The following is a 23,799-nucleotide window of genomic DNA, read 5'->3' as shown; positions in this document are numbered from 1 at the left end:
TTCACAATCTCCGTTAAATTTATTTGAAACAAATCCGGTCGATCCAGTCGTTAAATGCTTCGGCACCGGAAAGCATTTCGATTTCGACACGCAGATAAATAACCGGCAGATCACGGCGGTCGATCAGAGGAAACCGGACGGAGTCTTTTTCCGTTGTGACAATCAGTTCAGCGCCGGCTTCCAGCGCGCGATTGATCACCTCAATAATTTCCTGCTGTGTATAGCGGTGATGATCGGCATATCGCGCGCTGTATACAATTTCGGCGCCAAGCTCACGCAAGCCGTTTTCAAACCCTTCTGGTACGGCAATGCCGGATATCGCCGCAATCTTTTTTCCCGTAATGAAGTTTAATTCCGATCTGGCACGCGTGTATAAATTTTCAAAATATTTCGGCATGTGCCGGCATTCAGAAATCTCAGCGGTGGAATTGAGTTCACGCAGTTTTGCCTTCAGTTCCGGAGCGCCTTCCGGCGGGCATTTAGTGATGAAAATAAAGCCGGCGCGCTTCAGATTGCGCATCGGCTCGCGCAGCAGGCCGCGCGGCAGAATGCGTTTGTAGCCGAACGGATTGGTGTAGTCGACGAGCACGATATCCAGCCGGTTCTGCAGCAGCAGATATTGAAACCCGTCATCGAGCACCAGCGTGTCGCAGCCGAATTTTTTTATCGCATATTTGCCTGACTTTACGCGGTCGCGGTCCACCAGCACCACCACATCCGGCAGGTTCGATGCGAGCATATACGGCTCATCACCGGCCAGGTCGGAGTTGAGCAGCAGGCGTTTGCCGTCGGACACCACGCGCGGCAGGCGTTCGTCTTTTTTTAGAATCTTTTCCCACAGCGGTGTCTTCCGGCTTTTATACCCGCGGCTGAGAATGGCAACTTTACGCCCTTTCTGCTGCAGCGAGCGCGCGAAGGTCTCCACGATCGGCGTTTTGCCGGTGCCGCCGACCGTGACATTGCCGACGCTGATCACCTGACAGCCGAGTGTACTCGCACGAATAATACGGTTTTTATACAGCACCAGCCGCAGCATTACTGCCATGCCGAAAATCCACGAGAGCACTTTGAGAAATCCGCGCAGAGTTGCCGCACGTTTGCCGCGCGTCTCTTTCGAGATCACCTTCAGCAGTTTTTTTTCCAGCCGTTCATCTGAGCGGTCTGTCATATTTTGTCCTTTATAAAATCAACTGTTCACTGACGCGATCGGCACAGGTCAGCCGCACCGTCACATGCGTATGTCCCGCTTCTGCCAGCAGCGACTCAAACAGGCTGCGCGCGCGATGCGGACAGTTACAATCCACACTCATGTGCGCAAGAAAAAGATGCTGCAATGCATCGCCGGCAATTTCTGCGACGAGCGTCGCCGCCGCAATATTTGAAAGATGCCCCTGATTGCCGCGAATGCGCTGTTTCAGTCCCCATGGCCGCGGCGAATCATAAAGCAGCTCTTCGTCATGATTCGCTTCGATTACTGCAACATGACAGCGCCGCAGTTTTTCGCGAATCAGGTTGGTGACCACGCCCATGTCCGTTGCCACGCCGATCGATCTTTCACCGGCGCTGACCACAAATCCAACCGGATCACGCGCATCGTGCGGCACCGAAAAAGGTTCGATCTGAACATCGCCGATCTTAAACGGCGCGCCGGTAGAAAAAACATGAAATTGAAGCGCTGCGCACTTTTGATCACTGTGAATTATTCCGGTGCGCGTTTCGGCATTCGCGTACACCGGAATGCCGTATTTGTTTTGCAGCACGCGAATTCCTGCGACGTGATCCGTATGCTCATGACTGATGCAGATTGCATCAATGTCCTCCGGCCGCTCGCCGATTTCCGCCAGACGCTGCTTGGTCTGCTGTGCCGAAAGCCCCGCATCCATTAGAATGCGGGTTCCGCCGGCGCTGATAAATGTGCAGTTGCCCGAACTGCCGCTTGCCAGAACACAAAGTTTTACTCTCATTTCAAAATTTTAAACATTCATTTCCGGCATTGCCGGTGCTATTAATATAAAGAAGATATTGTTAGACAGAACAATGGGTTTGTAAATCTAAATGGCGAATCAGGCGGCAGGTTTAATTCAGGAGCAGCGGATGGAGCAGTCGCTTGCGCCGCAAATGCTGCTGTCGCTCAAGGTGTTGCAGGCTCCGATCTTTGACCTGCAGGAGATGGTGCGCGCCGAGCTGGACAGCAACCCGGCGCTTGAGATTGACGCACCGGACATTGAAATTCCCGTCGCCGGACTTTTTGAGCGCGACGATCATTCCGGCATAACCATCGACGGAGAAAAACATCAGTTCATGCTCGATTCCCTCACCGCCGGAAAAACACTGCAGGATCATCTGCTCGAACAGCTTTCGCTCGCCGGACTCGATGCACCCGACCGCGCCGTCGCTGAAATCCTCATCGGCAGCATCAACGACGACGGCTATCTGCAGCTCGACACCGGCTCACTGATTCAAACCGCACCGGAATTTCCTCAGGAACGTTTCGAAAAAATACTCAGCGTTATTCAAGGATTTGATCCCGCCGGCGTCGGCGCGCGCGACCTGAAAGAATGCCTGCTCATTCAACTGCGTGCCGCCGGCAAAGAAACTGCGCCGGAGTTTGAAATTGTACAAAATCATCTCGACCGGATCGGCGCACATCAATACAAACAGATCGCGCACGAAATGGGTCTGCCGGCGGAAAAAATTCAACAGCTTGCCGGAACAATCGCTGCGCTCGACCCGAAGCCCGGCCGCAATTTTTCCGGTGACCGGACCGAATTCATCATTCCCGAAATCACCGTCGAAAAAAAAGCCGGCGTCTGGAGCGTCACCCGGAACCGCACGCCCTATCCGCGTTTATTTGTCAGTCAGAAATATCTCGACCTGCTGCAGGATAAAACCGTGCCGCCGGAGACCAGAAAATACATCCGCAACAAAATCGCGCAAAGCCGCTTCTTCATCCGTAGCATCGACCAGCGGCAGGAAACGATCTATCGCATTGCTGTAGAAATTGTGAATGAACAAAAAGATTTTCTTGAGGAGGGCGTATCCGCACTCAAGCCGCTCACGATGAAACATATCGCCGGAAAACTCGGCGTACACGAAACCACCGTCGGCCGCGCCTGCGCCGGAAAATATATCGCCACACCGCAGGGAACGTTTGAATTTAAATATTTTTTTCCCGCCGGAATTCCGCTCGCCGACGGCTCGCTCCTTTCAAATACCGCCATTAAAGACGCACTCGCCTCCATTGTGCGTTCCGAAAGCAGGCGCCGGCCGCTCTCCGACCAGCGCATTACCGACGAACTCGCCAGGCAGGGCATCTACATTGCCCGCCGCACCGTCGCTAAATACCGCGACCAGCTCAACATTCTGCCCGCCCGCCTCCGCCGGCAGATTTCAGTCACACACAACAAACGTAGATGAGGCAGGATGCCTCATCTACGTTACAATCACATAAGAATGAGAATTTTTCAGACAGGACGAATAGGATCTCGCAGCAGAAAAAACTCCGAACCCGGAACAATAAACACTGAACTTATCAATCCATATCCAGCGGACCGCCGGGACGGTCGTGAATGATGGTGTGCTGCGCGGTGGAATTTGCGGACGGCCAGTCGACATTATAATGCAGTCCGCGACTCTCTTTCCGGCGCTGTGCAGAACGGATGATGAGTTCCGCAGCGCCGGCGAGGTTGCGCAACTCGATTAAATCCGCAGTGATAATATGTTTGCGATAGTAATTGCGGATATCTTCACGAATGACCTGGATGCGCCGGCGCGCGCGTTCAAGCCGGCGGTCGGACCGGACAATGCCGACGTAATCCCACATGACGGAACGAACGTCATTCCAGTCATGTTCAACCACAACAGCCTCGTCGCTCATCACGGCGTCGCCGGATTCCCAGGGTGGAATTACAATGCCATCGACAGAAAGTTCGGCACAGTGCCGTGCGGCATCCCCGGCGCATTCGTGCCCGCAAACGAGCGCTTCGAGCAGTGAATTACTGGCGAGCCGGTTGGCGCCGTGCAACCCGGTACTGGCGCATTCGCCGACAGCATAAAGCCCCGGCATCGCAGTGCGCCCGTTTATGCCGGCGACAATTCCGCCGCATGAATAGTGCGCCGCCGGAACCACCGGAATCGGCGCGCGCGCCATATCAAAACCGTATTTTAAACAGGCGTCATAGATGGTCGGAAAACGCTGTCTAAGAAAACCGGCATCGCGGTGTGAAATATCGAGATAGACAAACGGATCACCGTATTTTTTCATGACGGCATCGATAGCGCGCGCAGTCACATCGCGCGGGGCGAGCGCGCCGCGGCGGTCAAAGTCATAGACAAATTCATGTCCGCGCCGGTCGATCAGTTTAGCGCCCTCGCCGCGGACAGCCTCGGAGATCAAAAATGATTTGGCGCCGGGATGATAAAGACAGGTCGGGTGAAACTGGATCATCTCCATGTCGCGGATCGGCAGACCTGCGCGCCATGCCATCGCCACGCCGTCGCCGGTGGCGGCGTCGGGGTTGCTGGTGTAGAGATACACTTTTCCGGTGCCGCCGGTGGCCAGCACAGTAACCGGCGCGCGCACGGTTAAAATGCCGCCGTGTTTTTTGTCCAGAAAATAGGCGCCGACGCAGCGCGGTTCACCGGCAAGGCCGATCCAGCCGGTAGAAATAATATCGATCGCAAGCCAGTATTCAATCAGTGTAATATTCGGATGTTTTCTGGCACGCGCCAGCAGTTTTTCGATCAGCGCTTTACCGGTGACATCGCCGGCATGCAGAATCCGGCGGTGCGAATGTCCGCCCTCCTGCCCCAAATCGTATTCATCCGGTTTTGTTTCACGATGTTCGAAATGAATGCCGTAAGCTTCAAGTTCGGCGATGCGCGCACGGCCTCCTTCGATGATCGCGCGCACGGCCTCCGGCTCACTGAGTCCGGCGCCGGTGCTGAGTGTGTCGTGAATATGATCGGCAGTGGAATCGGCGGGATCCATGACGCAGGCGATACCGCCCTGGGCGTAACGTGAACTGCATTCCATCGCGTCGCGTTTAGCAACGAGCAGGACACGGCCGGTATCAGCCAGCCGCAGCGCCGCCGTCAGTCCGGCGAGCCCGCTGCCGATGATCAGAAAATCCGTATCAATGGTTTGCATAATTTTGTATCAATCAACGTGCCGCGGCATAGTCGAAAAAATCTAAATTCCAAAGAAAACGCCGCCGAGTGCGCGGAGTGCTTTTTCACGGTTTTCGTCTTTAACGGCAAACATCATGCTGATTTCGGAAGCGCCCTGATTCATCATTTCCAGATTCACACCGGCGTCCGCCATGGCCTGCGCCGCCTTCGCCGCCATGCCGGTTGTATAATACATGCCCTCGCCGACAACCATGATCAGTGCGAGTCCGTGCTCGACCAGCACTGCATCGGGTTTCAGTTCATCTTTGATGCGCGCGACAATCGTTTTTTCTTTTGCCGGCGGCAGGTTTGCCGAGGCAATCACAACAGAGATGTTATCAATACCCGTCGGCGTATGCTCATAGGAAATTTTTTCATCTTCGAGAATCTGCAGCAGCCGGCGGCCAAAACCGACTTCACGGTTCATCATATATTTATCAATATAAATTGTGCAGAATCCCGGCGCACTTGAAATGCCGACCACGGTGCGTTTGTCCGGCGTGCGTTCCGGCACAACCATTGTGCCCGGCGCCGCCGGATTATTCGTGTTCTTGATGCAGACCGGGATACTGGCACGCACCGCCGGAATAATTGCCTCGTCGTGAAACACGCCGAACCCGGCGTACGAAAGTTCACGCATTTCGCGATAGGTCATACAACTGATCGGCGGCGGATTTTCAATGATACGCGGGTCCATTGCGCATACTGAATCCACATCGGTAAAATTTTCATAAACATCCGCGTTTACTGCCGCTGCTAAAATTGCGCCGGTAATGTCAGAACCGCCGCGCGGGAACGTGGCAACTTCGCCGTCTTGTGTTACGCCAAAAAATCCGGGGAAAATGATCAATTCCGGCACATCTTTCAGCGCCGCAAGTCTTGGATAGGATTCATCCAGAACCTGTGCATTGCCGAAATCACTGCTCAACAGCATTCCGGCATCGCCGGGATTGACATAGCGTGCCGGGAAACCAGAGGCAGTAAAAGCTTCGGCGATCACGCGCGCGTTACAATCTTCGCCGGCAGCTTTCATCGCGTCCATAAACTGTGCATCATTGCGGCTGCGACCGGCGATGCGCGCGCGCAGGTCATTTTCGATCGTCGCAACAACGCCCGCCGGCAGCTTCAGGTCGCGCTGAATTTCAGCGTAGCGGTCGACGACTGTCTTGAGCAGCACTTCAAAATCATTTCCAGCCAGTACGGCGTCAGCCAAAGCAATCAAAAGGTCGGTGACTTTAGTGTCATTTTTGCTGCGTTTACCCGGCGCGGAAACCACGACGATCCGCCGGTACTGATCTGCCGTTACAATCTGAATTACTTTCGAAATCTGGGTTGCATCCGCAACTGAAGAACCGCCGAATTTTACAACTTTCATACTGTCCTTTTTTACATTTTATAAAACCGCGGATTACGCGGATATAAATAGATAAAAATCTCCCGCGAATCTCACGAATCATCACGAATAAAAATAAATTGGATTCGTGTTTGTTCGAGTCATTCGTGGGCAATCAAATATTCGTGTCCATTCGTGGTTAAAAATTATTTATTCAAAATCCTCAATCGCCATCCGGACGGGTTTGCCGGCGACAACGTCAAGCGTTTCAATTTCCGACATCGCCGCAATAAACTCTTTCCCTTTGGCTTTGTGTGTCAGAAATACCACCGGAACCTGTTCACCGGCGTTTTGTTCTTTCTGAATAATCGACGCAATACTGATTCCATTTTTACCGAGCACATGCGCAACTTTGGAAATCACATCCGGCTGATCTTTCAGCGACATGCGCAGATAGCAGCGAATCGAAACATCTGCGGCGCTGCGAACCGGCAGTGATTTGCGGGACAGCAGCCACTTACAGTAGCCGCCGCGGTTGAGCGCCGCATCCATAATATCGCCGATCACCGCACTCGCCGTCGGCAGACGTCCGGCGCCGCGCCCGTAATAAAGCGTACTGCCGACCACATCGCCTTCAATAAAAACGGCGTTGAATGAATCGTGCACCGATGCCAGCAGATGCTGCTTTGAAACGAGCGACGGTTCAACGCGCATTTCAACTTCGCCCTCTGTTTCACGGATTACGGCGAGCAGTTTAATGCGGTAACCGAGCTCATCGGCGTATTCAATTTCACGGTGTGAAAGCCCGCGAATGCCCGCGATTGTAAATGCATCCATCGGCACCGGCGCCCCGTACGCGAGCGATGCCAGCACAACCGCTTTATGCGCGGTATCAATCCCGTCAATATCAAGATCCGGCGGCGTTTCGGCATAACCGAGCTTCTGCGCATCCGCGAGCACCGTTTCAAAATCGAGCGCTTCACGCTCCATGCGCGTAAGAATATAATTACATGTTCCGTTCAGAATCCCGTACATGCTTTTAATCTGATTGCCCGCCAGACCGTCGCGCAGTGCGCGCAATACCGGGATTCCGCCGCCGACGCTCGCTTCAAAATAGAGCCGGGCATTGTTTTTCACCGACGCTTCAAACAGTTCGCGCCCCGCCTCCGCCAGCAGCGCCTTATTTGCAGTAACAACCGCTTTGCCGTTATTCAGCGCACGCAGTACAAATTGTTTCGCCGGCTGAATGCCGCCGATCAGCTCGACAATAATACTAATTTCCGGATCATCAATCACACTCATCGCATCCGTCGTCAGCAGCGCCGGATCAATTTTAATACCGCGATCGGTCGTGATATCAAGATCGGCGATTTTACCGATTTCGGGCAGAACGCCGGTGCGCTGCGCCATCAGTTCGCCGTTTTTCAGAATACCCTCCGCCACACCCGCGCCGACTGTGCCGAATCCGAGAATACCAATCTTTACTGTTTTCATTTTTAACTCTGTTCCAAAAAAGCGATGTACTTTACTCCAACACTACTGAACCTCAAGGCGGAAATAAGCTGTCGGGATACTGAGATACAGTAATCATTTAACACCCGAACTCAATGATGCAATTCTCCGGCAATCCGGTTTTTCTTTTTTTCACAGTCGACAAACGGGATTTTTTGTTTAAGGTATGCGCTTTTTTATGAATGGTAGGATACCGAAGCGGTCAAACGGGGCAGACTGTAAATCTGCTGGCTATGCCTTCGAAGGTTCGAATCCTTCTCCTACCACCACTCAAAATTCATAAACCCTGAGAACGACGACGACTCTGCTCGCATTCAACATGACCCGGCCGGCCGTTATCTAATGCCGCGGTTTGCCACGCTCGAGAAATGCCTTTAACACAACCGCCTGATTATGCTGAACATTTTTCGCACCGAAAAGCAGAGTGACTTTTTTCTTTCCTCTGATGGCGGATAATAAATCCTGAACCGCTTCTGAATTTTTTTCCAGCTCGGCCGTATACTCTTTTTTAAACTGAGCCCATTTATCGTCTTCATGATGAAACGCCTCACGGGTTTTATCCGTCGGTGCTATGTCTTTCGCCCACAGATCAAGATGCGCTTTCTCTTTACTGACACCGCGCGGCCAGAGCCGGTCGACCAGGATGCGGAATCCGTCGGCGGGATCATAACCGTCATAAATCCGCTTTACATTAATTACTGCATTCATGCCGAAAGGATATTCTGTCTTCATTTCCGTTGGAAGAAAAACCTGTTTGCCGTATTCGCAGCCATTTTTGATGTTTCTTAATCACCGGCACCAATACCCGCCGGAACAATGCAGAAGGAGTAATGTTCCAGCGGGGTGATATACAACGCACATATTGCTTAAAAAAATGCCGCGTATCCCAAAGCGTTAACTGGTGCTCTTCCCTGAACGTCCGGCGAATCCCCCGCTCCAGTGCATCGATACACCGTTTGCGGGAAAACCGGGTTTTCCACGGATGCAGTGTTTCCCGATCAATCTGCACCAGCCGGTTTTCACTCCATATCAGATCTTTCAGCCGAATCGCCTGAAAAAAACCCGCTGCGTGCAGCCGGCCGGTTAATTCGCCGGTTTTCTCCAATAAAAGATGCCGCTCCTCCAGCGATGCGGTTTTCAGATATTCTTTCGCTTCCACACCATCGACATTGCGAACCAGCAGGAATCCGCGATGTTTAGTAAGCCCTGCCGATTTTTCTCCCCATGCCACCGGCTCCATCACATCAAATCCGGACTCCTGTAAACACCGCAGCATTCGCAATTCCCGTAAAGCGCCGGAACACGGGCGCAATCCAAAAAACACCATAGGCAACGAACGGACAATGGATTCAATGCCGCTCCGTTTAAGGAAAAATCTTTGCCCGGCAATATCAATCACCCGGATCTCCCGTCCTGCTTTTTCGCGGAATAATTGCCGGCCGACTTCTGCGTCCAGCCAAAACTCCAGATCGCCGGCGGATGCTCCGAACTGTTCACGGACATCCGGCTTGATGTAACAGACCCTTTTCATATTGTCTAACATACAGAAGTTCGCTTACGGCACAATCCCCTCAACAAAGTTTTTCAGATCTTACAGAAGCAAAAAGAGATCTAACGTCCGAAACTCACAGGACGAAGGCTCAGTGGAGCAGACTTTCCAGTCTGCTCAATGTCCGGAGAATGCGGCAGAATTGACATTCCCTTCTGCCTGCTCAATTCACCATGAAAAAGGGCAGGCAGGAATGCCTGCCCCACGTTTTTCCCCGACTATCTGCCCGGCAAGACAGGAAAAGGCTCAGGTCGTAGCGATGTGGAGCAGACTTTCCAGTCTGCTCTGTATCCGGAGAATCCGGTAGATATATTGGACAGGATTTACAGGATAAATAATATCCGTCCTGCCGGAAAATAATTGGAAAATACAAAGAACGAAGGCCTGAGTGGCAAAGACGTGGAGCAGACTTTCCAGTCTGCTCTGCATCCGGAGAATCCTGCAGAATTGACATTCCCTTCTGCCTGCTCAATTCACTATGAAAAAGGGCAGGCAGGAATGCCTGCCCCACGTTTCCCCCGACCATCTGTCCGGCAAGACAGGAAAAGGCTCAGGGTGCAGCATCGTGGAGCAGACTTTCCAGTCTGCTCTGTATCCGGAGAATCCCGCAGAATTGGCATTCCCTTTGCCAACGATGAAAAAGGGCAGGCAGGAATGCCTGCCCCATGTTTTTCCCCGACCATCTGTCCGACAAGAAAAGTAATCACCGGCGTTGTCGCATTCTCCGTTTTTTCGATGGACGAGAGCCAAACGTTCAGGCCTGTTCTGCTTGTTGAACTGTTATCCTCTTTGCTATCTGCCGGAAAAAATCCTGCGACCAGACGACTATCGAATCCGGATCGCTAACAAACCGTTCCGCATCTTTTTTTGCGGAGTCAATATCCACCGCAGCAATCCGTTTTGCCAACAGTTCTCTGAATATATCCTCATTCATCGGCTCCGGAGAGTTCCAGTGCCCGGCTTGACGCATCCGCTGTTCCAGGTGATGAAGGTCAAGCGGTGTGTTGCGGGCTACATACCAAACCAAATCATACCAGTCCCGTCCCTTGACCCGTCTACCCCATGCGCGACACAGCACAGCGTGCATTTTGCCGGCAAAAAGTGATGATTCGGCATACACCCGAACCGGGAAAGCAAAAGGCTGCATCAAAAACTTGGTTTCTGTTTTAAAATCCGGCGGAGGATTCGTATCCACTTCCAGCTTAATTCGCAGGCGTTGATCGCCATGTATTCCCGTCCTCAACGGCTTCGGCGTTTCAATCAGCAGCATCTGTGTCAGGGTATCTGCTTTTAAAAAAGCTGATTCAATCGCGCTTCCCGCATCTTTTGTTTTTTCCGTCACCGTAACCGGAAATCCCCATGCATTCAGTTCCCGTTCGATTGAAGTGCAATACGCACCCCATTTAAATCCAGGGTCCGGCGTTAACAATGAAAAGTCGAGATCTTCCGAGAACCGGGGTAACCCGTATAGAATCCTGAGAGCCGTACCCCCGTAAAATGCAGCATGCTCAAAAAATTTCGCCCGCCAAAGCCCCAGAAGCGCCAGTTCCTGAAAAACTTCCCGCAAGGCATTCTCCACATCCCCGGCATCGCGGCAGTCATACCGTTCCAGCATCGTTTTTATCGCAAGGTTCATTGTTTTCTCCTTGCAGACCGGACCAATCCGGCTAATACACGCACCTTATGTGAGCAAAGACACTCTGCCAGCTGTTCGAGCATATCCGGACTGAAATCGCGAACGGCTTCCGGCTCCATCCTTAGATTTTCGTAGAGATAAACCTCCATATCCTGCTGCGTACGCAACCCCGTTGCGCGATCCTCCCTGATTTTGTCCGCAAGCGCCCGCTCGGGCACTGCCATCAAAAAAGCCCGGTTCGCCGATCCGGTCAACCGGTCGATTCCGAGAGAAAGCCCAGGTGTCGGCCGATAAATAAAAAGTCCCAGAGGCGTTTCAAATCTGCCGGGACGCCCGGTCGTCACCGATGTGACTGCATCAACCCGCTCCGGAATCAGCCGGTAATAAGCCAGCGCACTTTCCAGCGAAACAACCGAAGGTCCGTAAATCAGATTAGCGAGCAGTTCCCTGCAGACTGGAAACTTCCGGCGGTGCGGGCCAAACACATACAGCCCCTTCTTAACCCGAATAATTTCCCCGGAACGCAACAACGCGGTAACACGTGCCCTTGGAGCCGCATAATCCGACAGGGCATCCATTAAAACCTGATAGTCAAACTCATCGCTTTCAATCTGATCTCTTAGAGAATTCATGGTGATATTTAATACATATATGTATAGTAAATCAATACATACTATGATCAAAATATCATGTTTTTTGTCCGCCCAAGTAGCCTATTTCGAGGCCCTCCATTTCCGGATATCCGAAAAACGAAGGACATCGCCTGCCTGGACGAAGCGGCGAAAAAAGTTCCGAAACCACTTACTTTTTAGTGTCGCCGGGACGGGCATCCCATATGCTGAATATTTGCTGATGGATGTCCTTATACACATCAGATCCTTTACCTCTAAACCGTTCCCATACATAAAGGTATTTCATTATATAATAGGAAATATAAGCCAAGCCTACTGCTATACCGTCCCATCCCAACAGGTAACTTTTTTTCTTAAATAAGATAAAATTTATTGACTCAAACAAGTCTCGCAGGCTGGTTTTCAATGCAATTTTTTCATCCTGGAACAACCCCGCCTCAAGCCGTGTATAGCGATTGTGCCGCTCGAAGAATGTCGCCATATTCTCATGTGTCAGATGATATAAATTTATTTTCTCCCGATACCCCATCTTATATATCTTGTTGGACGCTGCAGAAATCTCGTGATGAACTTCTGTTGACGTTTTTAGCGCAGTTTTTTTCATCAAAAGCTTTTTGGATGTCGCACGCCATGGGGAACGTTTGGGGTTTCGTATTCCAAACACATATAACGCAAAAGGGAGCGAAACAACGTCGCAATCAAAATCCTCCCGATTAATCAAATTCAGTAATTCAAAAACCAGTTCCGGGTGAATTGTGTCTGACGCGGTAACCGTCATGATCCACTCGTTTTTAGCGATTTCAACACCATACTTTATTTCATCCCCGGTATCGCTATAAGGTACAATTATAAGATTCGGGGTGTATTGCAGCACAATGTCCCGTGTATTATCCGTTGATGATTTATCAACAATAATAAGATCATTACTCCATCGGAATGATTTCAGAAAATTTTCGATTCGCTGTGCTTCATTATAGACAACAGCAATTACTGAAATATTTTTGTTTGTATCCATAGAAAACGGCTTTCTCCCATCCTAACCGGCAATAAGCTTTTAAGCTAAATCTGCTCCAGTGCCAGTTACAACTATTTCGATCATTATGTAACTATCGTTAATCACTCCTATCCAACGCACGATCTAATGACCGTCCTTATGCCTGTGCACATTTTCTCTGAAACAAATACCAACAGACTGTTTTGTCGATGGCATTCTTCAACTCTATTTGCAAGCGCAGACCTAGCTCGTCAAAAATTTTTTGTGTAGAGGGAATATATCGCATAGCCGAGGCACCCCGTACTGTCTCTTGTGCAACTCTAATTTCGTTCTCCGCTCCAGAAACCGAACGAACCAGCCGGGCCAGATTGGCGATGCTGATCGCCTCTTCAGACCCCACATTATACGCTTCTCCGAATCGCCCCTTGAGCAGAAGTGTCAGCAGCCAGTCTGCAAGATCAGACCCATACATATAAGAGCGCAACGGTGTGCCGTCACCTTTAATTTCGACCGGCTCATTGCGCAGGCAGTTTCCGATGAAATTACCGATGGCAAAATGTGCATCCAGCGGAAGCCACGGCCCGACAAAAGCAAACGGCCGGACAATAACGGTTTCGATACCGGATGCTAAACACATCTGTTCAGCCTGAAGCTTGCCTTTTCCATAAACTGTAACCGGATTGCACGGGAACGTCTCCGGAATATGAGACAGTTCCGGAGGCTGAACGCCATAGACCGCGCCGGAACTGACATATAGAAGCCGCTTAATACCTGTCTGTCTTGAAAATTCGAGGACCCGCCGGGTTCCATCGACAATCACAGAATACAGTTCGGTCGGATTTTCCTTTTCCAGCTTTGCGCCGGTTTCAGTCGCCGCATGAATGACATAATCGAACGGGCCGTCTGGAAAATTGAAATCCCGCACATCGCCCTGAATGAATGTTATGTTTTTATTTTTTCCAAAGGCCGGCGACTGCCTAAGAAATTGCTGCGGATTCCGGCTCAGAACAACCAGTTCTGTTTCCAGAGTTTTGCAACGGTCCAGTAGCCATTTACCGAACAGGCCGGTGCCGCCGGTAAGAAAAATCCGTTTTTTAGAAAGTTCGTTCATCGGACTCACTCACGACGGGGATCCATGTCATCAAGAACCCGCCCGTAGGATGTTTTCGGAAAAACTTTTGTATCCACATCGATGATCACATTCAGCAGTGCAGGTGCGCCGGGATCACTCCAGAGCCACTGAACCGCCGCATCCACTTCTTCAGGGTTCCGGATCGTTTTTGCGGAAATCCGGTATGCACGGGCAACCGCCTCAAAGTCCGGGGCGCTGTAACCCCAAATGGTTGACTGCATCCGCGATTCGAAATATTCCTCCTGGAACTGCCCGACCATTCCGAGACTGTTGTTATTCAGGATAACTATTTTCACCGGGAGCTTGTGCAGAGAAATGGTCTCGAGTTCCTGAATATTACATTGCATGCCGCCATCCCCCGCCACTACCACCACCGGCCTGCCGGAAGACAGCGTTGCTCCGATGGCCGCGGGCAGCGCGAAACCCATGGAACCCATGCCGCCTGACACCAGGAACCGCTGTTCCTTACCGATCTCGATCGATTGCGCCGCCCACATCTGGTGTTTGCCGACATCGGCCAGAATGGCCGAAGCTTCCACGGATGCGGCGGACAGCGTATGAATAAAACTGTTCGGATTGATGCCTTTGCAGCCCTTAAGTTCTTCCGTATCCGGCGCAAGACTTCGCTTGCCGGATATCCACTCGTTCCAGTCCGTCCGTTTGCGGCGCGGAACATCGACCGCGACCTGAAGCATGGCCGTAACAAAATCTGACAGATGCGCCACACATATATCACACCCGGTCACCCGGTTGTTGAGCTGACCCGGTTCACAGTCCACATGAAAAATCCGGCGATCCCCTTTGAAGCCGGCTGCATCCGCTCCCGTCTGCCGGACATCTAGCCGGCTGCCCAGCACGAGCAGGCAATCACTCTTCATTAGAGCCTGATTCGCCCAACGGTTGCCATACGTGCCGATCATTCCAACTTTTAACGGATGACTGAAAGGCAGTACGTCCAGACCCATCAGTGAACAAACCACCGGAATATTCAATAAATCTGTCATTTTGCGAAACTGCGTCGTTGCACCGGCGGAACGGATACCTCCGCCCGCCAGCAGCAGCGGTTTTTCAGCCGCAGTCAAAGCGTTTAATGCCCGCCCGGCGAATTCAAGAGTCTCCTCTGCAACCGGTTTTCTGCTCACGGGTTCAGCCAGCAGCGGTACCACTTTCATGCGCTGCACATCCATGGGAATATCAATCAGAACCGGTCCGGGCCGGCCTTCAACAGCCAGCTGAAATGCCTGCTCAAGAATCAACGAAAGTTCCTCCGCTGTTTTCACCAGCCAGGCTGCTTTGGTAACCGGCTTTACAATCGATACGATATCGGTTTCCTGAAAGCCCTGCTGACGGATTGCCCGGTCGCCGGAAAGCTCGGTCGTATTAACCTGCCCGGTAATGAAAACCGTTGGCACCGAATCGAAGTAGCAGCTTCCGATAGCAGTCACCAGATTGGTTGCCCCCGGCCCGCTGGTTGCCAGCGCTACCCCCGGAATTCCGCTCATGCGCCCTACCGCCTCAGCCGCGAATCCGGCTGCCTGTTCATGGTGCATGCTGACAATCCGGATATGCCCCTTCTGATGAACAGAATCAATGATGTGCGTAACCATTCCGCCGATCATTTCAAAAATGAACGGTACGCCTTTCGCATGCAAAAAATCCGCTATATAATCTGACGCTTTCATGCGTTGCCCTATTCCCAGTCATCTGTACGGATGCGCCCGGCGTCTGTGCCGAGATCGAGTAAACGGTTTTTAAACGCGCTGATCATCGCCGGCGGGCCCGAAAGATAAAAAATTGAACCGTCCGGCGCGGCGGCGTGAATGGCATCAATATCCAGAATCCCCTTTTCGCCGGAGACCGAACCGTCTTCACACCAGACTTCTTTTTCAAAGCTCGGAAGTTCTGTCTCACAGCGTTCAATCAGTTCGCCGAAGAGATGATTTTCCGCCGAACGGACACCATAACAAAGCCTTACTGCCTGCTCCGATTTTTTCTCCAGCATCTGCTTGAGCAAAGACAGATACGGCGTAATTCCGACTCCGCCGGCAATCAACACAAGATGCCGGTCCGGCGGAAAAAGGAATTCGCCGTAGGGCAGTTTCAGCCAGCAGTCCGATCCTTTTCCCAAGGTTTGGAAAATCCGCTCCGTGAACCGCCCCTTGACTGAAACGGTTACAGCCAGCTCTTCATGCCGTTCAGAAGGCGCTGATGCGATAGAAAAAACGCGTGATTCCGGCCACTGTGAATCCGGACGATATTCATCGAGTGCGAGATGTAAAAACTGTCCGGCATGAAATTTCGGCACCCGGCCCTGCGGAATAAAACGGTAACTCACCACCGATCCAGTGTGTTTTTCCACATCAGCAACCGTCGCTTTTATTTTTACCGGACTGGCCATACTTAGAACTGTTTCACAAAGTCGCGCACCTTTTCGATGACATAACTGATTTTTGCTTCCGTCAATCCGGGAAATATGCCCATGAAGAGCGTGCTGTTCATGATGTAGTCGGTGTTTTTCAGGTCGCCGACCGTGCGGTGTTCGATGTTCATGTATCCCGGCTGGCGAAGCAGGTTGCCCGCAAACAGCCCGCGGGTTTCGATGAGGTTCCGGTCCAGATACTGTGCCAGTTCAACGCGGCTGAACGGCACGTTTTCCTGCAATGTGAGGATGTAAGCGAACCATGAAGGATCGCTGTGCTCCGTGGCCTGCGGCAGAATAAAGAAATCTTCCAATCCCCAGAAACCTTCGGTGAGCAGACGGAAGTTTTCTTTGCGCCGGGCGGTAAAAGATTTCAGCTTGTCCATCTGTGCCGCGCCGATGGCGGCCTGCATGTCGGTCATTTTGAGGTTATAGCCGATATGCGAATAGACATACTTATGGTCGTAGCCTTCCGGAAGAGCCCCGTACTGTTTGGTGAAACGGCATCCGCAGGTGTTGTTCTCGCCGCCTTCGCAATAACAGTCGCGACCCCAGTCACGGAACGATTTGATGATGCGCGCCAATTGCGGGTCATCCGTAATCACGCAGCCGCCCTCCCCGGTGGTGATGTGATGCGCCGGATAAAACGAGCCGGTGGCAATGTGGCCGAAAGTTCCGGTAAGCTTTCCCCGGTACGTGCTGCCGAGGGCATCACAATTGTCTTCGATCAGCCACAGGTCATGTTTTTCGCAAAATGCGATGACTGCATCGAGGTTGAACGGATTGCCCAGCGTATGGGCGATAAAGACCGCCTTTGTTCCCGGAGACCGGGCTTCGTCCAGCTTTGACGTATCGATGTTGTAGGTTCCGATCTCCACATCCAGAAAAACCGGAATCAGCCGGTTCTGGATAATCGGCGAGACTGTGGCCGGAAATCCTGCCGATACCGTAATGACCTCGTCGCCGGGGATCAACCGCCGGTCGCCCAGTGCTTCGGAAGTCAACGCAGAGATTGCCAGCAGGTTCGAGGACGAGCCGGAATTGGTGAGGATAACATCCGATACGTCATAAAAGTCTTCCAGCTTACCGCTGAACTCTTCAGCATAGCGGCCGGCCGTCAGCCAAAAATCCAGCGAGGAATCGACAAGCTGAACCAACTCTTCTGCATCGAAAACCCGTCCGGCATAGTTGACCCGCGTTTTTCCCGGAATAAACGCCTCGCTGCTCCGGTCATGGGCGGCACTGTAGAATTCTCTTACTTTTCCCAGAATTTCACTGCGTAACGTGCCCGCCCTATCCATTCGTTACTTCTCCTAAATTCACAGCCCGTTCGTATTCCAAAATATCAGATTCAGTTGTCACCGCACCGGTTTCATAATATGCACGATACCATCCGACAGTCTTCTTAAAGGTTCGCGCACTGTCCCATACCGGATGCCAGCCCAGTTCTTTCCGCGCTTTAGCGCAGTCCAGCTTCAGCAGGTGCGCCTCGTGCGGCGCTTCCGCATCCAAAGCGAATCGGTAGTCGATCCGATCCCAGTGCAGCTTGATGTTTTCCACTACTTCGCGCACGGAGAGATCGGCATCATCCGCCGGCCCGAAATTCCAGCCGGCTGCAAACTCCGGTTTCTTTTCCAGCAGGTACCGTCCGACAAGCAGATAACCGCTCAGCGGTTCGAGCACATGCTGCCAGGGACGAGTCGCATACGGGTTACGGATATCCACCGGACGTCTCTCGCTCACTGCCCGCATGATATCCGGCACCAGCCGGTCCTCCGCCCAGTCTCCGCCCCCGATTACATTTCCGGCGCGGCAACTGGCCAGTAAAGTAAGATGCTTCCGTCCGAATTCGCCGTTGTTAAAATAAGAATTCCGGTACGAAGCCGTTAAAAGTTCCGAACAGCCTTTGGATGCGCTGTAGGGGTCGTAGCCGCCCATTGCGTCGTCTTCGCGATAGCCGCGCGCCCATTTACGGTTTTCGTAGCATTTGTCGCTGGTAACATTGATAATCGCCAGAACCGATTCCGTTTTGCGGCAGGCTTCAAACACGTTGAGCGTACCCATAACGTTCGTTGACCAGGTTCCAACCGGATCGCGATAGGACGCGCGTACCAGCGGCTGCGCCGCCAAATGGAAAACAATCTCCGGTTTGAAATCGTTGAACAGTTTTTTCAAGGCCTGAGAATCACGGATATCGACCATCTCCGAGCGTATATCGAGATTGAGCAGCCTCCAGTGCGACGGTTCTGTTGACGGTGGCAGAGCACAACCGCAAACCTCGGCGCCGAGCCGCTGCAACCAGCAGGTCAACCAGCTGCCTTTAAACCCCGTGTGTCCGGTCAGCAACACCCGTTTTCCCTGATAAAAGCCGCCAAACATTATTTCCAGCCCTTTGTCCAAGGAGCCTTGCCGGAATCCCACAGCTCATTCAGCAACTGATGCTCGCGGGCGGTATCCATGCACTGCCAGAAACCCTGATGCTGGAAGGCTGCCATTTGACCGGCCTTCTGAATTCTGCGCATCGGCTCCTGCTCGAAAACAAGCGATCCGTCCGTACGCAGATAGTTTTCCGGCATGGCCCGATCAGCCACCATAAACCCGCCGTTGATAAACCCCTGTTCGGTCTGGGGTTTTTCGTGAAAACCAGTCACGTTTCCCGTCGCATCAATTCCCAGCTCGCCGAAACGGCCGGCCGGGTGCACAGCACTGACAGTGAGGACTTTCCCTGATTCACGATGCAAATCCAGCAGAGCGGCAAAATCAATGTCGGACACCGCATCTCCATAGGTTATAAAAAATTCGTTATCATCCGGTTCCAAATATTTGGAAGCACGGGCAATCCGCCCGCCGGTCATTGTCCGGTCGCCAGTATCAGCAAGTGTCACCTCCCAGCCCTCTTCACAATGCCCGTTATGATAGATGATATCGTTTTGTCGTCCCAGTCTAATGGTAACATCCGCCGCCCGGGCATGGTAGTTGAGAAAATAGTCAATAAACGCCTCGCGCTTATAGCCCAGGCAAAGAATAAAACGCTTCACACCAAAGGCGGCATAGCCTTTCATGATGTGCCAGATGATCGGATGCGGGCCGACAGGCACCATCGGCTTGGGCAGAATCTCCGTAACATCCCGCAACCGGGTTCCCTGCCCACCACAAAGAATCATTGCTGCAGGTACTTTTTTTATCTCAGTCATTGCTTTTCCTTAAAACTGCCCACTCCGTGAAAACATATTAGCAAAATAATCCTCTCGTAAAAATGTTCCAATCATATCTAGAATACAAGATGAAAAAACAGCCTGACTTGTACATCAGGAATGCAATAATATAAAGCTAAAGTCGTTTTTTGCGTAAAAGAGTAAAAATGAAATTCACAACGGACAATATGCCGGCTATTTCTGTAATCATCAGCACGTACAGCAATATCCGGTATGTAGAGAAAAAATTTGACGAAATTCTCCGGCAGACTGCGTTTCAAAAAGCGGAATTTCTATTTATAGAAACCGCCTCTCCTGAAAAGGAAAGAAACCGGATCGAACCATTCTGTAAAAGACACAAAAATTGCCGGTTAATCACCTTTGACGACAGAAAAACCTTATATGAATGCTGGAATATCGGATGGCAGGCTGCAACGGCTCCGCTTGTCTGTTACAGCAATATGGATGACTACATGCATCCGGCACTTTTAGAAAAGGTGATTGACGCATTCTCCCAGTCATCTTCGATTGATGTCTGCACCCCGCTTATAGCCTACCAGCAGGAAGACGAATATAGAAACAGCTTTGATCTTTCCTGCATGAAAAAGAGAAGATTAAGCATCCGGCCGGGTCCGTTTACTGCGTGGAGAAAAGATATTTATAAAAAAACCGGTTATTTTGACCCTGCTTTTTTCTCTGCCGGTGATAAAGATTTCTGGGCCAGAATCTGTAAAAAGAAACTGCGGATCAAAATCATCTGGAAAGTTTTATACCTTTTCACAAAAAGCCCAACGCAACTCTCTAAAAACCCTTCTCCGAACCATGTAAAAGACAAAATCCGGCAAAAGACTAAACCTTATCGTCCCGTATGGCCACTTCGTTACAAATTATCGATAAAAATCCTTCAACCAGTTTGGAATTACTTCCCACGCCTTTTTCTCATGAGAGATTCCGATTTTCTTGCATCCCGCCAGCGGGATACATCCAGGAGTGAAAAATGAAACCATTATTGTTTTATATCGCTAATCACCTGCCTAGCCGACCGAAAATTGACAAATTCCGCTCTTACTTTTATCGGGCCGGCGGCATCAAAGGACATGGGCGCAGTACGATGATGGGAAATCTGACCATTGATAATAAAAAAAATTTTAGGATCGGGAAAAAATGTATGATCAACAGGGATGTCCACATCACCTGTCTAAAGGAACGGGTTACTATTGGAGATTATTGCCAAATCGGGCCAAGGGTTTGCTTTGAGACGATCTCTCATGGAACCGCTTCGATCCCGGGAAAGACCAGAGGAACCACACATAAACCGATCACAGTACAAGACAAAGTCTGGATCGGCTGCGGTGCCATTATTCTGCAAGGTGTCACTATCGGAACCGGTGCCGTTGTGGCAGCCGGAGCTGTTGTGACAAAAGATGTGCCCGCCCATACAATCGTCGGCGGAGTTCCTGCAAAACATATAAAAGACACTGGCGGCTATTCAGAGTGAGCCTTCTGCGAACCGTACCTCTTGAATACCCGTGAAAAAGCACCCGCACCGGCACTAAAATGCAGTGATATGCAAAACAGTTCAGACCAAAATGCAATATACTGTAAAATGGCCAAATCAGTTTTTGATTTTAGTTTTTAAACCGCAGATCACACAGATGGAGGCGGATTCCCCGCGCAAAGGCAGCATAGAGTGTTTAATTTTCAATGTTCGATGCTCAATAATACATGCAGGTAACATTTAAGTGTAACCGCGCAAGAACACCAGGAGCACAAATTATTATGTACCTTTTACAAATTTCTGCGGCGATAACTTTTCTTGATTTGTTCCATATTTAAGAAATCAGCCTTTTGGACGCACCTGCTTTTTACAATATAATCGTCCGGCAACAATGCAGTATGCTGCAGAATGGGTCGGGCCAAAGTGCAACATATTGCAGAATGGGTCCTGCCGTAAAGCACTCTGAGCATCAGGGGCACAAATGACCGAGTGAAATTACATGGACTCCGTCCGGGCGGGTATAACTGACCTGTCCGCCAGTAATAATGCTGAGTGAGGCCAGGCGTGCAAGCTTCGGTTCTGTCAAACGGGCGCGGAGTTTTTTAAAATTTGCAACAGCGTCTTCGATTGCTCGCTCACCGCCGAGTTTCACCTCTATTCCGGCCCACATACCATCGCGACGCTCAACAATTGCATCAATTTCTAAATTGGTCGAGTCGCGGTAGTGAAACGCCGTTGCATCTGCACTATCGGCATAAACCCGGATATCACGGAGCACGAGCGATTCAAACAGCAGTCCCATCGCATTCAAATCGTCCAGCAATCTATCAGGAGATGCACCGGTCGAAGCGGTTGCAATCGATGGATCAATGAAATGCCATTTCGGCTTTACCCGCATACGGATGCTTGACCGGAGATGCGGTTTCCACGCAGGGAGCTCATCCAATATAAAAATTCGCGCAAGCTGATCCAGATATTTTCTGACTGTTGGCGTTGAAAGTCCGCCGGACGAAATTTCAGCTTCAGCTGCCAGTTTTTCGAGAGAGGCTTCTGTGGAAATATTTCTAGCCAGCGCTTTAATCAACGCGGCCATTCTGACGGGTTCCGGACGCCCGTCAATTGTCCGGAGATCAACTTCCGCAATATTATCCACATAGTCCGCCAATGCGTCCATCGCGGCGGAAGCATCCAGTTTTTGCAATGCAGGCCACCCGCCTTTCACAATGAGTTCTGCATATTCAGAGATATCCGGTCCGCCCGCACCGCCAACCGTTGCTTCTTTTACAAAAAGATCCGCAAACCGAACCTGTCCGGTGGAGTTCTTTTGTTCATATAAGGTCATCGGGCGCAATAACAGTCGAGCCATACGACCTGCGCCGGTGTGTCGCGTTTTATCTTCATCCGGCGCGGCGGAACCGGTTAAAATAAACTGTCCGGGCAAAGCACGTTCATCAATTTCAGCCCGAATAGAGTTCCAAATTGACGGAGCGAGCTGCCATTCATCAATTAAGCGCGGAACCGCACCGGCCAGCAATGTTTTGGGAGTCAACTCCGCCGCAATAATTAAGTCCTTGCGTTGATCCAAACGAACCGAACTGGCAGCGTGATGCAACGCTGTCGTTGTTTTCCCAACCGCTCTGGGTCCGCGCAAAACAACAGCACCTGATGACTTGAGTTTTCGCTCAAGTAACTCATCAATTAAGCGCGGCTCATACTTTTTCACAGGGATACCCTATATCTTTAATTCCTGTTTTGCAATGTTTTTGTTTACTGTTTTGCAATAAAAATAATTTCGATTTTGCAACGTTTCCGCTGGCGAGAAATTTATCCTTTCGGACAAATCTGTTCTTTCCGATATAATTTTAAGGCAGTCCACTGAACGGAATAGAAAAATGAAGACTGCGTATTCAAAGCATTCTCCAATGAGCATCCGGAGTAAATTTTTAAGAACCGGAAGAGATCACGCTCTGTTAATCCGATATCCATTGTTGAAAAATAGAGCCCGGCGAGATCTTTGATGATCCAGCGGCGCGGTGTTTTTTTACGAAGTTGAGTGCGGTGCAGGTCGATCAGATAGGCAAGGACGCCCTCTTTCTGCCAGTCGCGTTTTTTATCAAAAAGAAAATGGCAGATGTAATAGTCGCGATGGTTTACGCCGTTCCGGTGCAATGTCCGGCTGACGGCTGCAATGTATTCTATCAATGCTTTTTTTAGCGCAAACGGCGACGGGTTCTCTTTCCAATCACGGCAGAAATCTTCGAGGCTGATGGTGTTTTTCAGCTCTTCAGTAATGATAAATGATTCAATTTTTGCCGGATTTTTACCGCGCTCACCGAAGGCCGCAACGGTCATGGTTGCCACACCAAGCTTTTCCAGCCGCCGGATAGCGTCATATTCATTTCGCGCACTCAGCACCGGCTTTTTAAACTGGAACAGATTTTTAAAAATTTCTTTCCAGCCGGCACCCCGATGTACTTTCGCAAAATAACTCTTGCCGTTCAGTTCAAACCGGAATGTCCGGCGCGATTTTACCGACCGGAAAACTTCTCCATCCAGCCGGAATGCTTCTGCAAACGGATCTTTGCCACGCCATGCGTTTTGGAAATCAGAATTTAGAAATATTTCCGATTTCCGATTTCCGATTTCCGATTGATAAAAATTTGCCGGCGAACTCCGAGCCCCAAACCCTGGACAGCTCATATCCGCCGCTTTTTGATTTCCGGGTTCTAAA

General features: G+C 51.0%; 21 protein-coding genes and 1 tRNA gene. 4 read left to right on the top strand and 18 right to left on the bottom strand.

Annotated features, from left to right (window positions below; genetic code table 11):
- Positions 1-19 precede the first annotated feature (19 nt).
- Entirely contained in the window at positions 20-1,168 is a 1,149-nt protein-coding gene (gene lpxK / locus WC959_00755) for a tetraacyldisaccharide 4'-kinase (protein MFA5687673.1), read from the bottom strand.
- Positions 1,169-1,178: 10 nt separating this feature from the next.
- Positions 1,179-1,964 carry an MBL fold metallo-hydrolase gene (locus tag WC959_00750; GenBank protein ID MFA5687672.1) on the bottom strand — a complete coding sequence of 262 codons (786 nt, stop codon included), beginning with the start codon at positions 1,962-1,964 and terminating at the stop codon, positions 1,179-1,181.
- A 91-nt stretch (positions 1,965-2,055) separates the two neighbouring features.
- Between WC959_00750 and rpoN the strand changes: the two genes are divergently transcribed.
- Entirely contained in the window at positions 2,056-3,417 is a 1,362-nt protein-coding gene (rpoN, locus tag WC959_00745) for an RNA polymerase factor sigma-54 (GenBank protein ID MFA5687671.1), read from the top strand.
- Positions 3,418-3,532: 115 nt separating this feature from the next.
- Here the strand turns inward: rpoN and nadB are convergent, their stop codons facing one another.
- From nadB to WC959_00730, 3 genes are all read right to left on the bottom strand, one after another.
- Positions 3,533-5,149 carry an L-aspartate oxidase gene (gene nadB / locus WC959_00740; protein MFA5687670.1) on the bottom strand — a complete coding sequence of 539 codons (1,617 nt, stop codon included), beginning with the start codon at positions 5,147-5,149 and terminating at the stop codon, positions 3,533-3,535.
- 42 nt (positions 5,150-5,191) lie between these two features.
- Positions 5,192-6,544 carry an aspartate kinase gene (locus WC959_00735; GenBank protein MFA5687669.1) on the bottom strand — a complete coding sequence of 451 codons (1,353 nt, stop codon included), beginning with the start codon at positions 6,542-6,544 and terminating at the stop codon, positions 5,192-5,194.
- A 168-nt stretch (positions 6,545-6,712) separates the two neighbouring features.
- A complete protein-coding gene (locus tag WC959_00730) occupies positions 6,713-7,996 on the bottom strand; it encodes a homoserine dehydrogenase (protein ID MFA5687668.1) in 1,284 nt (427 codons plus the stop codon).
- A 202-nt stretch (positions 7,997-8,198) separates the two neighbouring features.
- Between WC959_00730 and WC959_00725 the strand changes: the two genes are divergently transcribed.
- Positions 8,199-8,283 (top strand) — tRNA-Tyr (locus WC959_00725).
- Between the two features lie 70 nt (positions 8,284-8,353).
- Here WC959_00725 and WC959_00720 read toward each other — a convergent pair.
- The 11 genes from WC959_00720 to WC959_00670 form a co-directional block, all read right to left on the bottom strand.
- Complete coding sequence (locus WC959_00720; GenBank protein ID MFA5687667.1) at positions 8,354-8,722, bottom strand: DUF488 family protein; 369 nt, start codon at positions 8,720-8,722, stop codon at positions 8,354-8,356.
- Positions 8,706-9,545: a lipopolysaccharide kinase InaA family protein gene (locus WC959_00715; GenBank protein MFA5687666.1), complete on the bottom strand. Its 840-nt coding sequence runs from the start codon at positions 9,543-9,545 to the stop codon at positions 8,706-8,708. The genes WC959_00720 and WC959_00715 overlap by 17 nt, the downstream gene beginning before the upstream one ends.
- A gap of 772 nt (positions 9,546-10,317) precedes the next feature.
- Complete coding sequence (locus WC959_00710; protein MFA5687665.1) at positions 10,318-11,199, bottom strand: nucleotidyl transferase AbiEii/AbiGii toxin family protein; 882 nt, start codon at positions 11,197-11,199, stop codon at positions 10,318-10,320.
- Positions 11,196-11,831, bottom strand: a complete 636-nt coding sequence (locus WC959_00705) for a hypothetical protein (GenBank protein ID MFA5687664.1) — start codon at positions 11,829-11,831, stop codon at positions 11,196-11,198. Before WC959_00705 ends, WC959_00710 begins: the two co-directional genes overlap by 4 nt.
- 169 nt (positions 11,832-12,000) lie before the next feature.
- The gene (locus WC959_00700) at positions 12,001-12,846 is read right to left on the bottom strand and encodes a glycosyltransferase (GenBank protein ID MFA5687663.1); all 846 of its coding nucleotides are present in this window, start codon (positions 12,844-12,846) and stop codon (positions 12,001-12,003) included.
- A gap of 136 nt (positions 12,847-12,982) precedes the next feature.
- A complete protein-coding gene (locus tag WC959_00695; GenBank protein MFA5687662.1) occupies positions 12,983-13,936 on the bottom strand; it encodes an NAD(P)-dependent oxidoreductase in 954 nt (317 codons plus the stop codon).
- 5 nt (positions 13,937-13,941) lie between these two features.
- Positions 13,942-15,639, bottom strand: a complete 1,698-nt coding sequence (locus WC959_00690; protein ID MFA5687661.1) for a thiamine pyrophosphate-binding protein — start codon at positions 15,637-15,639, stop codon at positions 13,942-13,944.
- 8 nt (positions 15,640-15,647) lie between these two features.
- On the bottom strand, positions 15,648-16,355 hold the full coding sequence (locus WC959_00685; protein ID MFA5687660.1) for an FAD-dependent oxidoreductase: 708 nt from the start codon (positions 16,353-16,355) through the stop codon (positions 15,648-15,650).
- A 2-nt stretch (positions 16,356-16,357) separates the two neighbouring features.
- Positions 16,358-17,677 carry a lipopolysaccharide biosynthesis protein RfbH gene (gene rfbH / locus WC959_00680; protein MFA5687659.1) on the bottom strand — a complete coding sequence of 440 codons (1,320 nt, stop codon included), beginning with the start codon at positions 17,675-17,677 and terminating at the stop codon, positions 16,358-16,360.
- The gene (gene rfbG / locus WC959_00675; protein MFA5687658.1) at positions 17,670-18,797 is read right to left on the bottom strand and encodes a CDP-glucose 4,6-dehydratase; all 1,128 of its coding nucleotides are present in this window, start codon (positions 18,795-18,797) and stop codon (positions 17,670-17,672) included. The genes rfbH and rfbG overlap by 8 nt, the downstream gene beginning before the upstream one ends.
- Positions 18,755-19,570 (bottom strand): glucose-1-phosphate cytidylyltransferase, encoded by an 816-nt coding sequence (locus WC959_00670; protein MFA5687657.1) that lies wholly within the window; start codon positions 19,568-19,570, stop codon positions 18,755-18,757. Before WC959_00670 ends, rfbG begins: the two co-directional genes overlap by 43 nt.
- Positions 19,571-19,737: 167 nt before the next feature.
- Between WC959_00670 and WC959_00665 the strand changes: the two genes are divergently transcribed.
- Entirely contained in the window at positions 19,738-20,571 is an 834-nt protein-coding gene (locus WC959_00665) for a glycosyltransferase (GenBank protein ID MFA5687656.1), read from the top strand.
- The gene (locus WC959_00660) at positions 20,568-21,068 is read left to right on the top strand and encodes an acyltransferase (protein ID MFA5687655.1); all 501 of its coding nucleotides are present in this window, start codon (positions 20,568-20,570) and stop codon (positions 21,066-21,068) included. Before WC959_00665 ends, WC959_00660 begins: the two co-directional genes overlap by 4 nt.
- A 469-nt stretch (positions 21,069-21,537) precedes the next feature.
- On the opposite strand, the gene WC959_00655 is transcribed toward WC959_00660, so the two are convergent.
- Positions 21,538-22,791 carry a DUF4143 domain-containing protein gene (locus WC959_00655; GenBank protein ID MFA5687654.1) on the bottom strand — a complete coding sequence of 418 codons (1,254 nt, stop codon included), beginning with the start codon at positions 22,789-22,791 and terminating at the stop codon, positions 21,538-21,540.
- A gap of 101 nt (positions 22,792-22,892) precedes the next feature.
- Entirely contained in the window at positions 22,893-23,768 is an 876-nt protein-coding gene (gene rfaP, locus WC959_00650; GenBank protein MFA5687653.1) for a lipopolysaccharide core heptose(I) kinase RfaP, read from the bottom strand.
- Positions 23,769-23,799 lie beyond the last annotated feature (31 nt).

The sequence above is a fragment of the Kiritimatiellales bacterium genome, from assembly GCA_041656295.1.
In the GTDB taxonomy this organism is placed as follows: domain Bacteria; phylum Verrucomicrobiota; class Kiritimatiellia; order Kiritimatiellales; family Tichowtungiaceae; genus Tichowtungia.
The sequence above is the reverse complement of the archived record's forward strand: the minus strand, read 5'-3'. Positions and strand labels throughout refer to the sequence as shown.

What these genes read in the sequence shown, in the direction of transcription:
- lpxK (MFA5687673.1), bottom strand. Translation starts at nt 1,168, where the DNA reads ATGACAGACCGCTCAGATGAACGGCTGGAAAAAAAACTGCTGAAGGTG.
- WC959_00750 (MFA5687672.1), bottom strand. Translation starts at nt 1,964, where the DNA reads ATGAGAGTAAAACTTTGTGTTCTGGCAAGCGGCAGTTCGGGCAACTGC.
- rpoN (MFA5687671.1), top strand. Translation starts at nt 2,056, where the DNA reads ATGGCGAATCAGGCGGCAGGTTTAATTCAGGAGCAGCGGATGGAGCAG.
- nadB (MFA5687670.1), bottom strand. Translation starts at nt 5,149, where the DNA reads ATGCAAACCATTGATACGGATTTTCTGATCATCGGCAGCGGGCTCGCC.
- WC959_00735 (MFA5687669.1), bottom strand. Translation starts at nt 6,544, where the DNA reads ATGAAAGTTGTAAAATTCGGCGGTTCTTCAGTTGCGGATGCAACCCAG.
- WC959_00730 (MFA5687668.1), bottom strand. Translation starts at nt 7,996, where the DNA reads ATGAAAACAGTAAAGATTGGTATTCTCGGATTCGGCACAGTCGGCGCG.
- WC959_00720 (MFA5687667.1), bottom strand. Translation starts at nt 8,722, where the DNA reads ATGAATGCAGTAATTAATGTAAAGCGGATTTATGACGGTTATGATCCC.
- WC959_00715 (MFA5687666.1), bottom strand. Translation starts at nt 9,545, where the DNA reads ATGAAAAGGGTCTGTTACATCAAGCCGGATGTCCGTGAACAGTTCGGA.
- WC959_00710 (MFA5687665.1), bottom strand. Translation starts at nt 11,199, where the DNA reads ATGAACCTTGCGATAAAAACGATGCTGGAACGGTATGACTGCCGCGAT.
- WC959_00705 (MFA5687664.1), bottom strand. Translation starts at nt 11,831, where the DNA reads ATGAATTCTCTAAGAGATCAGATTGAAAGCGATGAGTTTGACTATCAG.
- WC959_00700 (MFA5687663.1), bottom strand. Translation starts at nt 12,846, where the DNA reads ATGGATACAAACAAAAATATTTCAGTAATTGCTGTTGTCTATAATGAA.
- WC959_00695 (MFA5687662.1), bottom strand. Translation starts at nt 13,936, where the DNA reads ATGAACGAACTTTCTAAAAAACGGATTTTTCTTACCGGCGGCACCGGC.
- WC959_00690 (MFA5687661.1), bottom strand. Translation starts at nt 15,639, where the DNA reads ATGAAAGCGTCAGATTATATAGCGGATTTTTTGCATGCGAAAGGCGTA.
- WC959_00685 (MFA5687660.1), bottom strand. Translation starts at nt 16,355, where the DNA reads ATGGCCAGTCCGGTAAAAATAAAAGCGACGGTTGCTGATGTGGAAAAA.
- rfbH (MFA5687659.1), bottom strand. Translation starts at nt 17,677, where the DNA reads ATGGATAGGGCGGGCACGTTACGCAGTGAAATTCTGGGAAAAGTAAGA.
- WC959_00670 (MFA5687657.1), bottom strand. Translation starts at nt 19,570, where the DNA reads ATGACTGAGATAAAAAAAGTACCTGCAGCAATGATTCTTTGTGGTGGG.
- WC959_00665 (MFA5687656.1), top strand. Translation starts at nt 19,738, where the DNA reads ATGAAATTCACAACGGACAATATGCCGGCTATTTCTGTAATCATCAGC.
- WC959_00660 (MFA5687655.1), top strand. Translation starts at nt 20,568, where the DNA reads ATGAAACCATTATTGTTTTATATCGCTAATCACCTGCCTAGCCGACCG.
- rfaP (MFA5687653.1), bottom strand. Translation starts at nt 23,768, where the DNA reads ATGAGCTGTCCAGGGTTTGGGGCTCGGAGTTCGCCGGCAAATTTTTAT.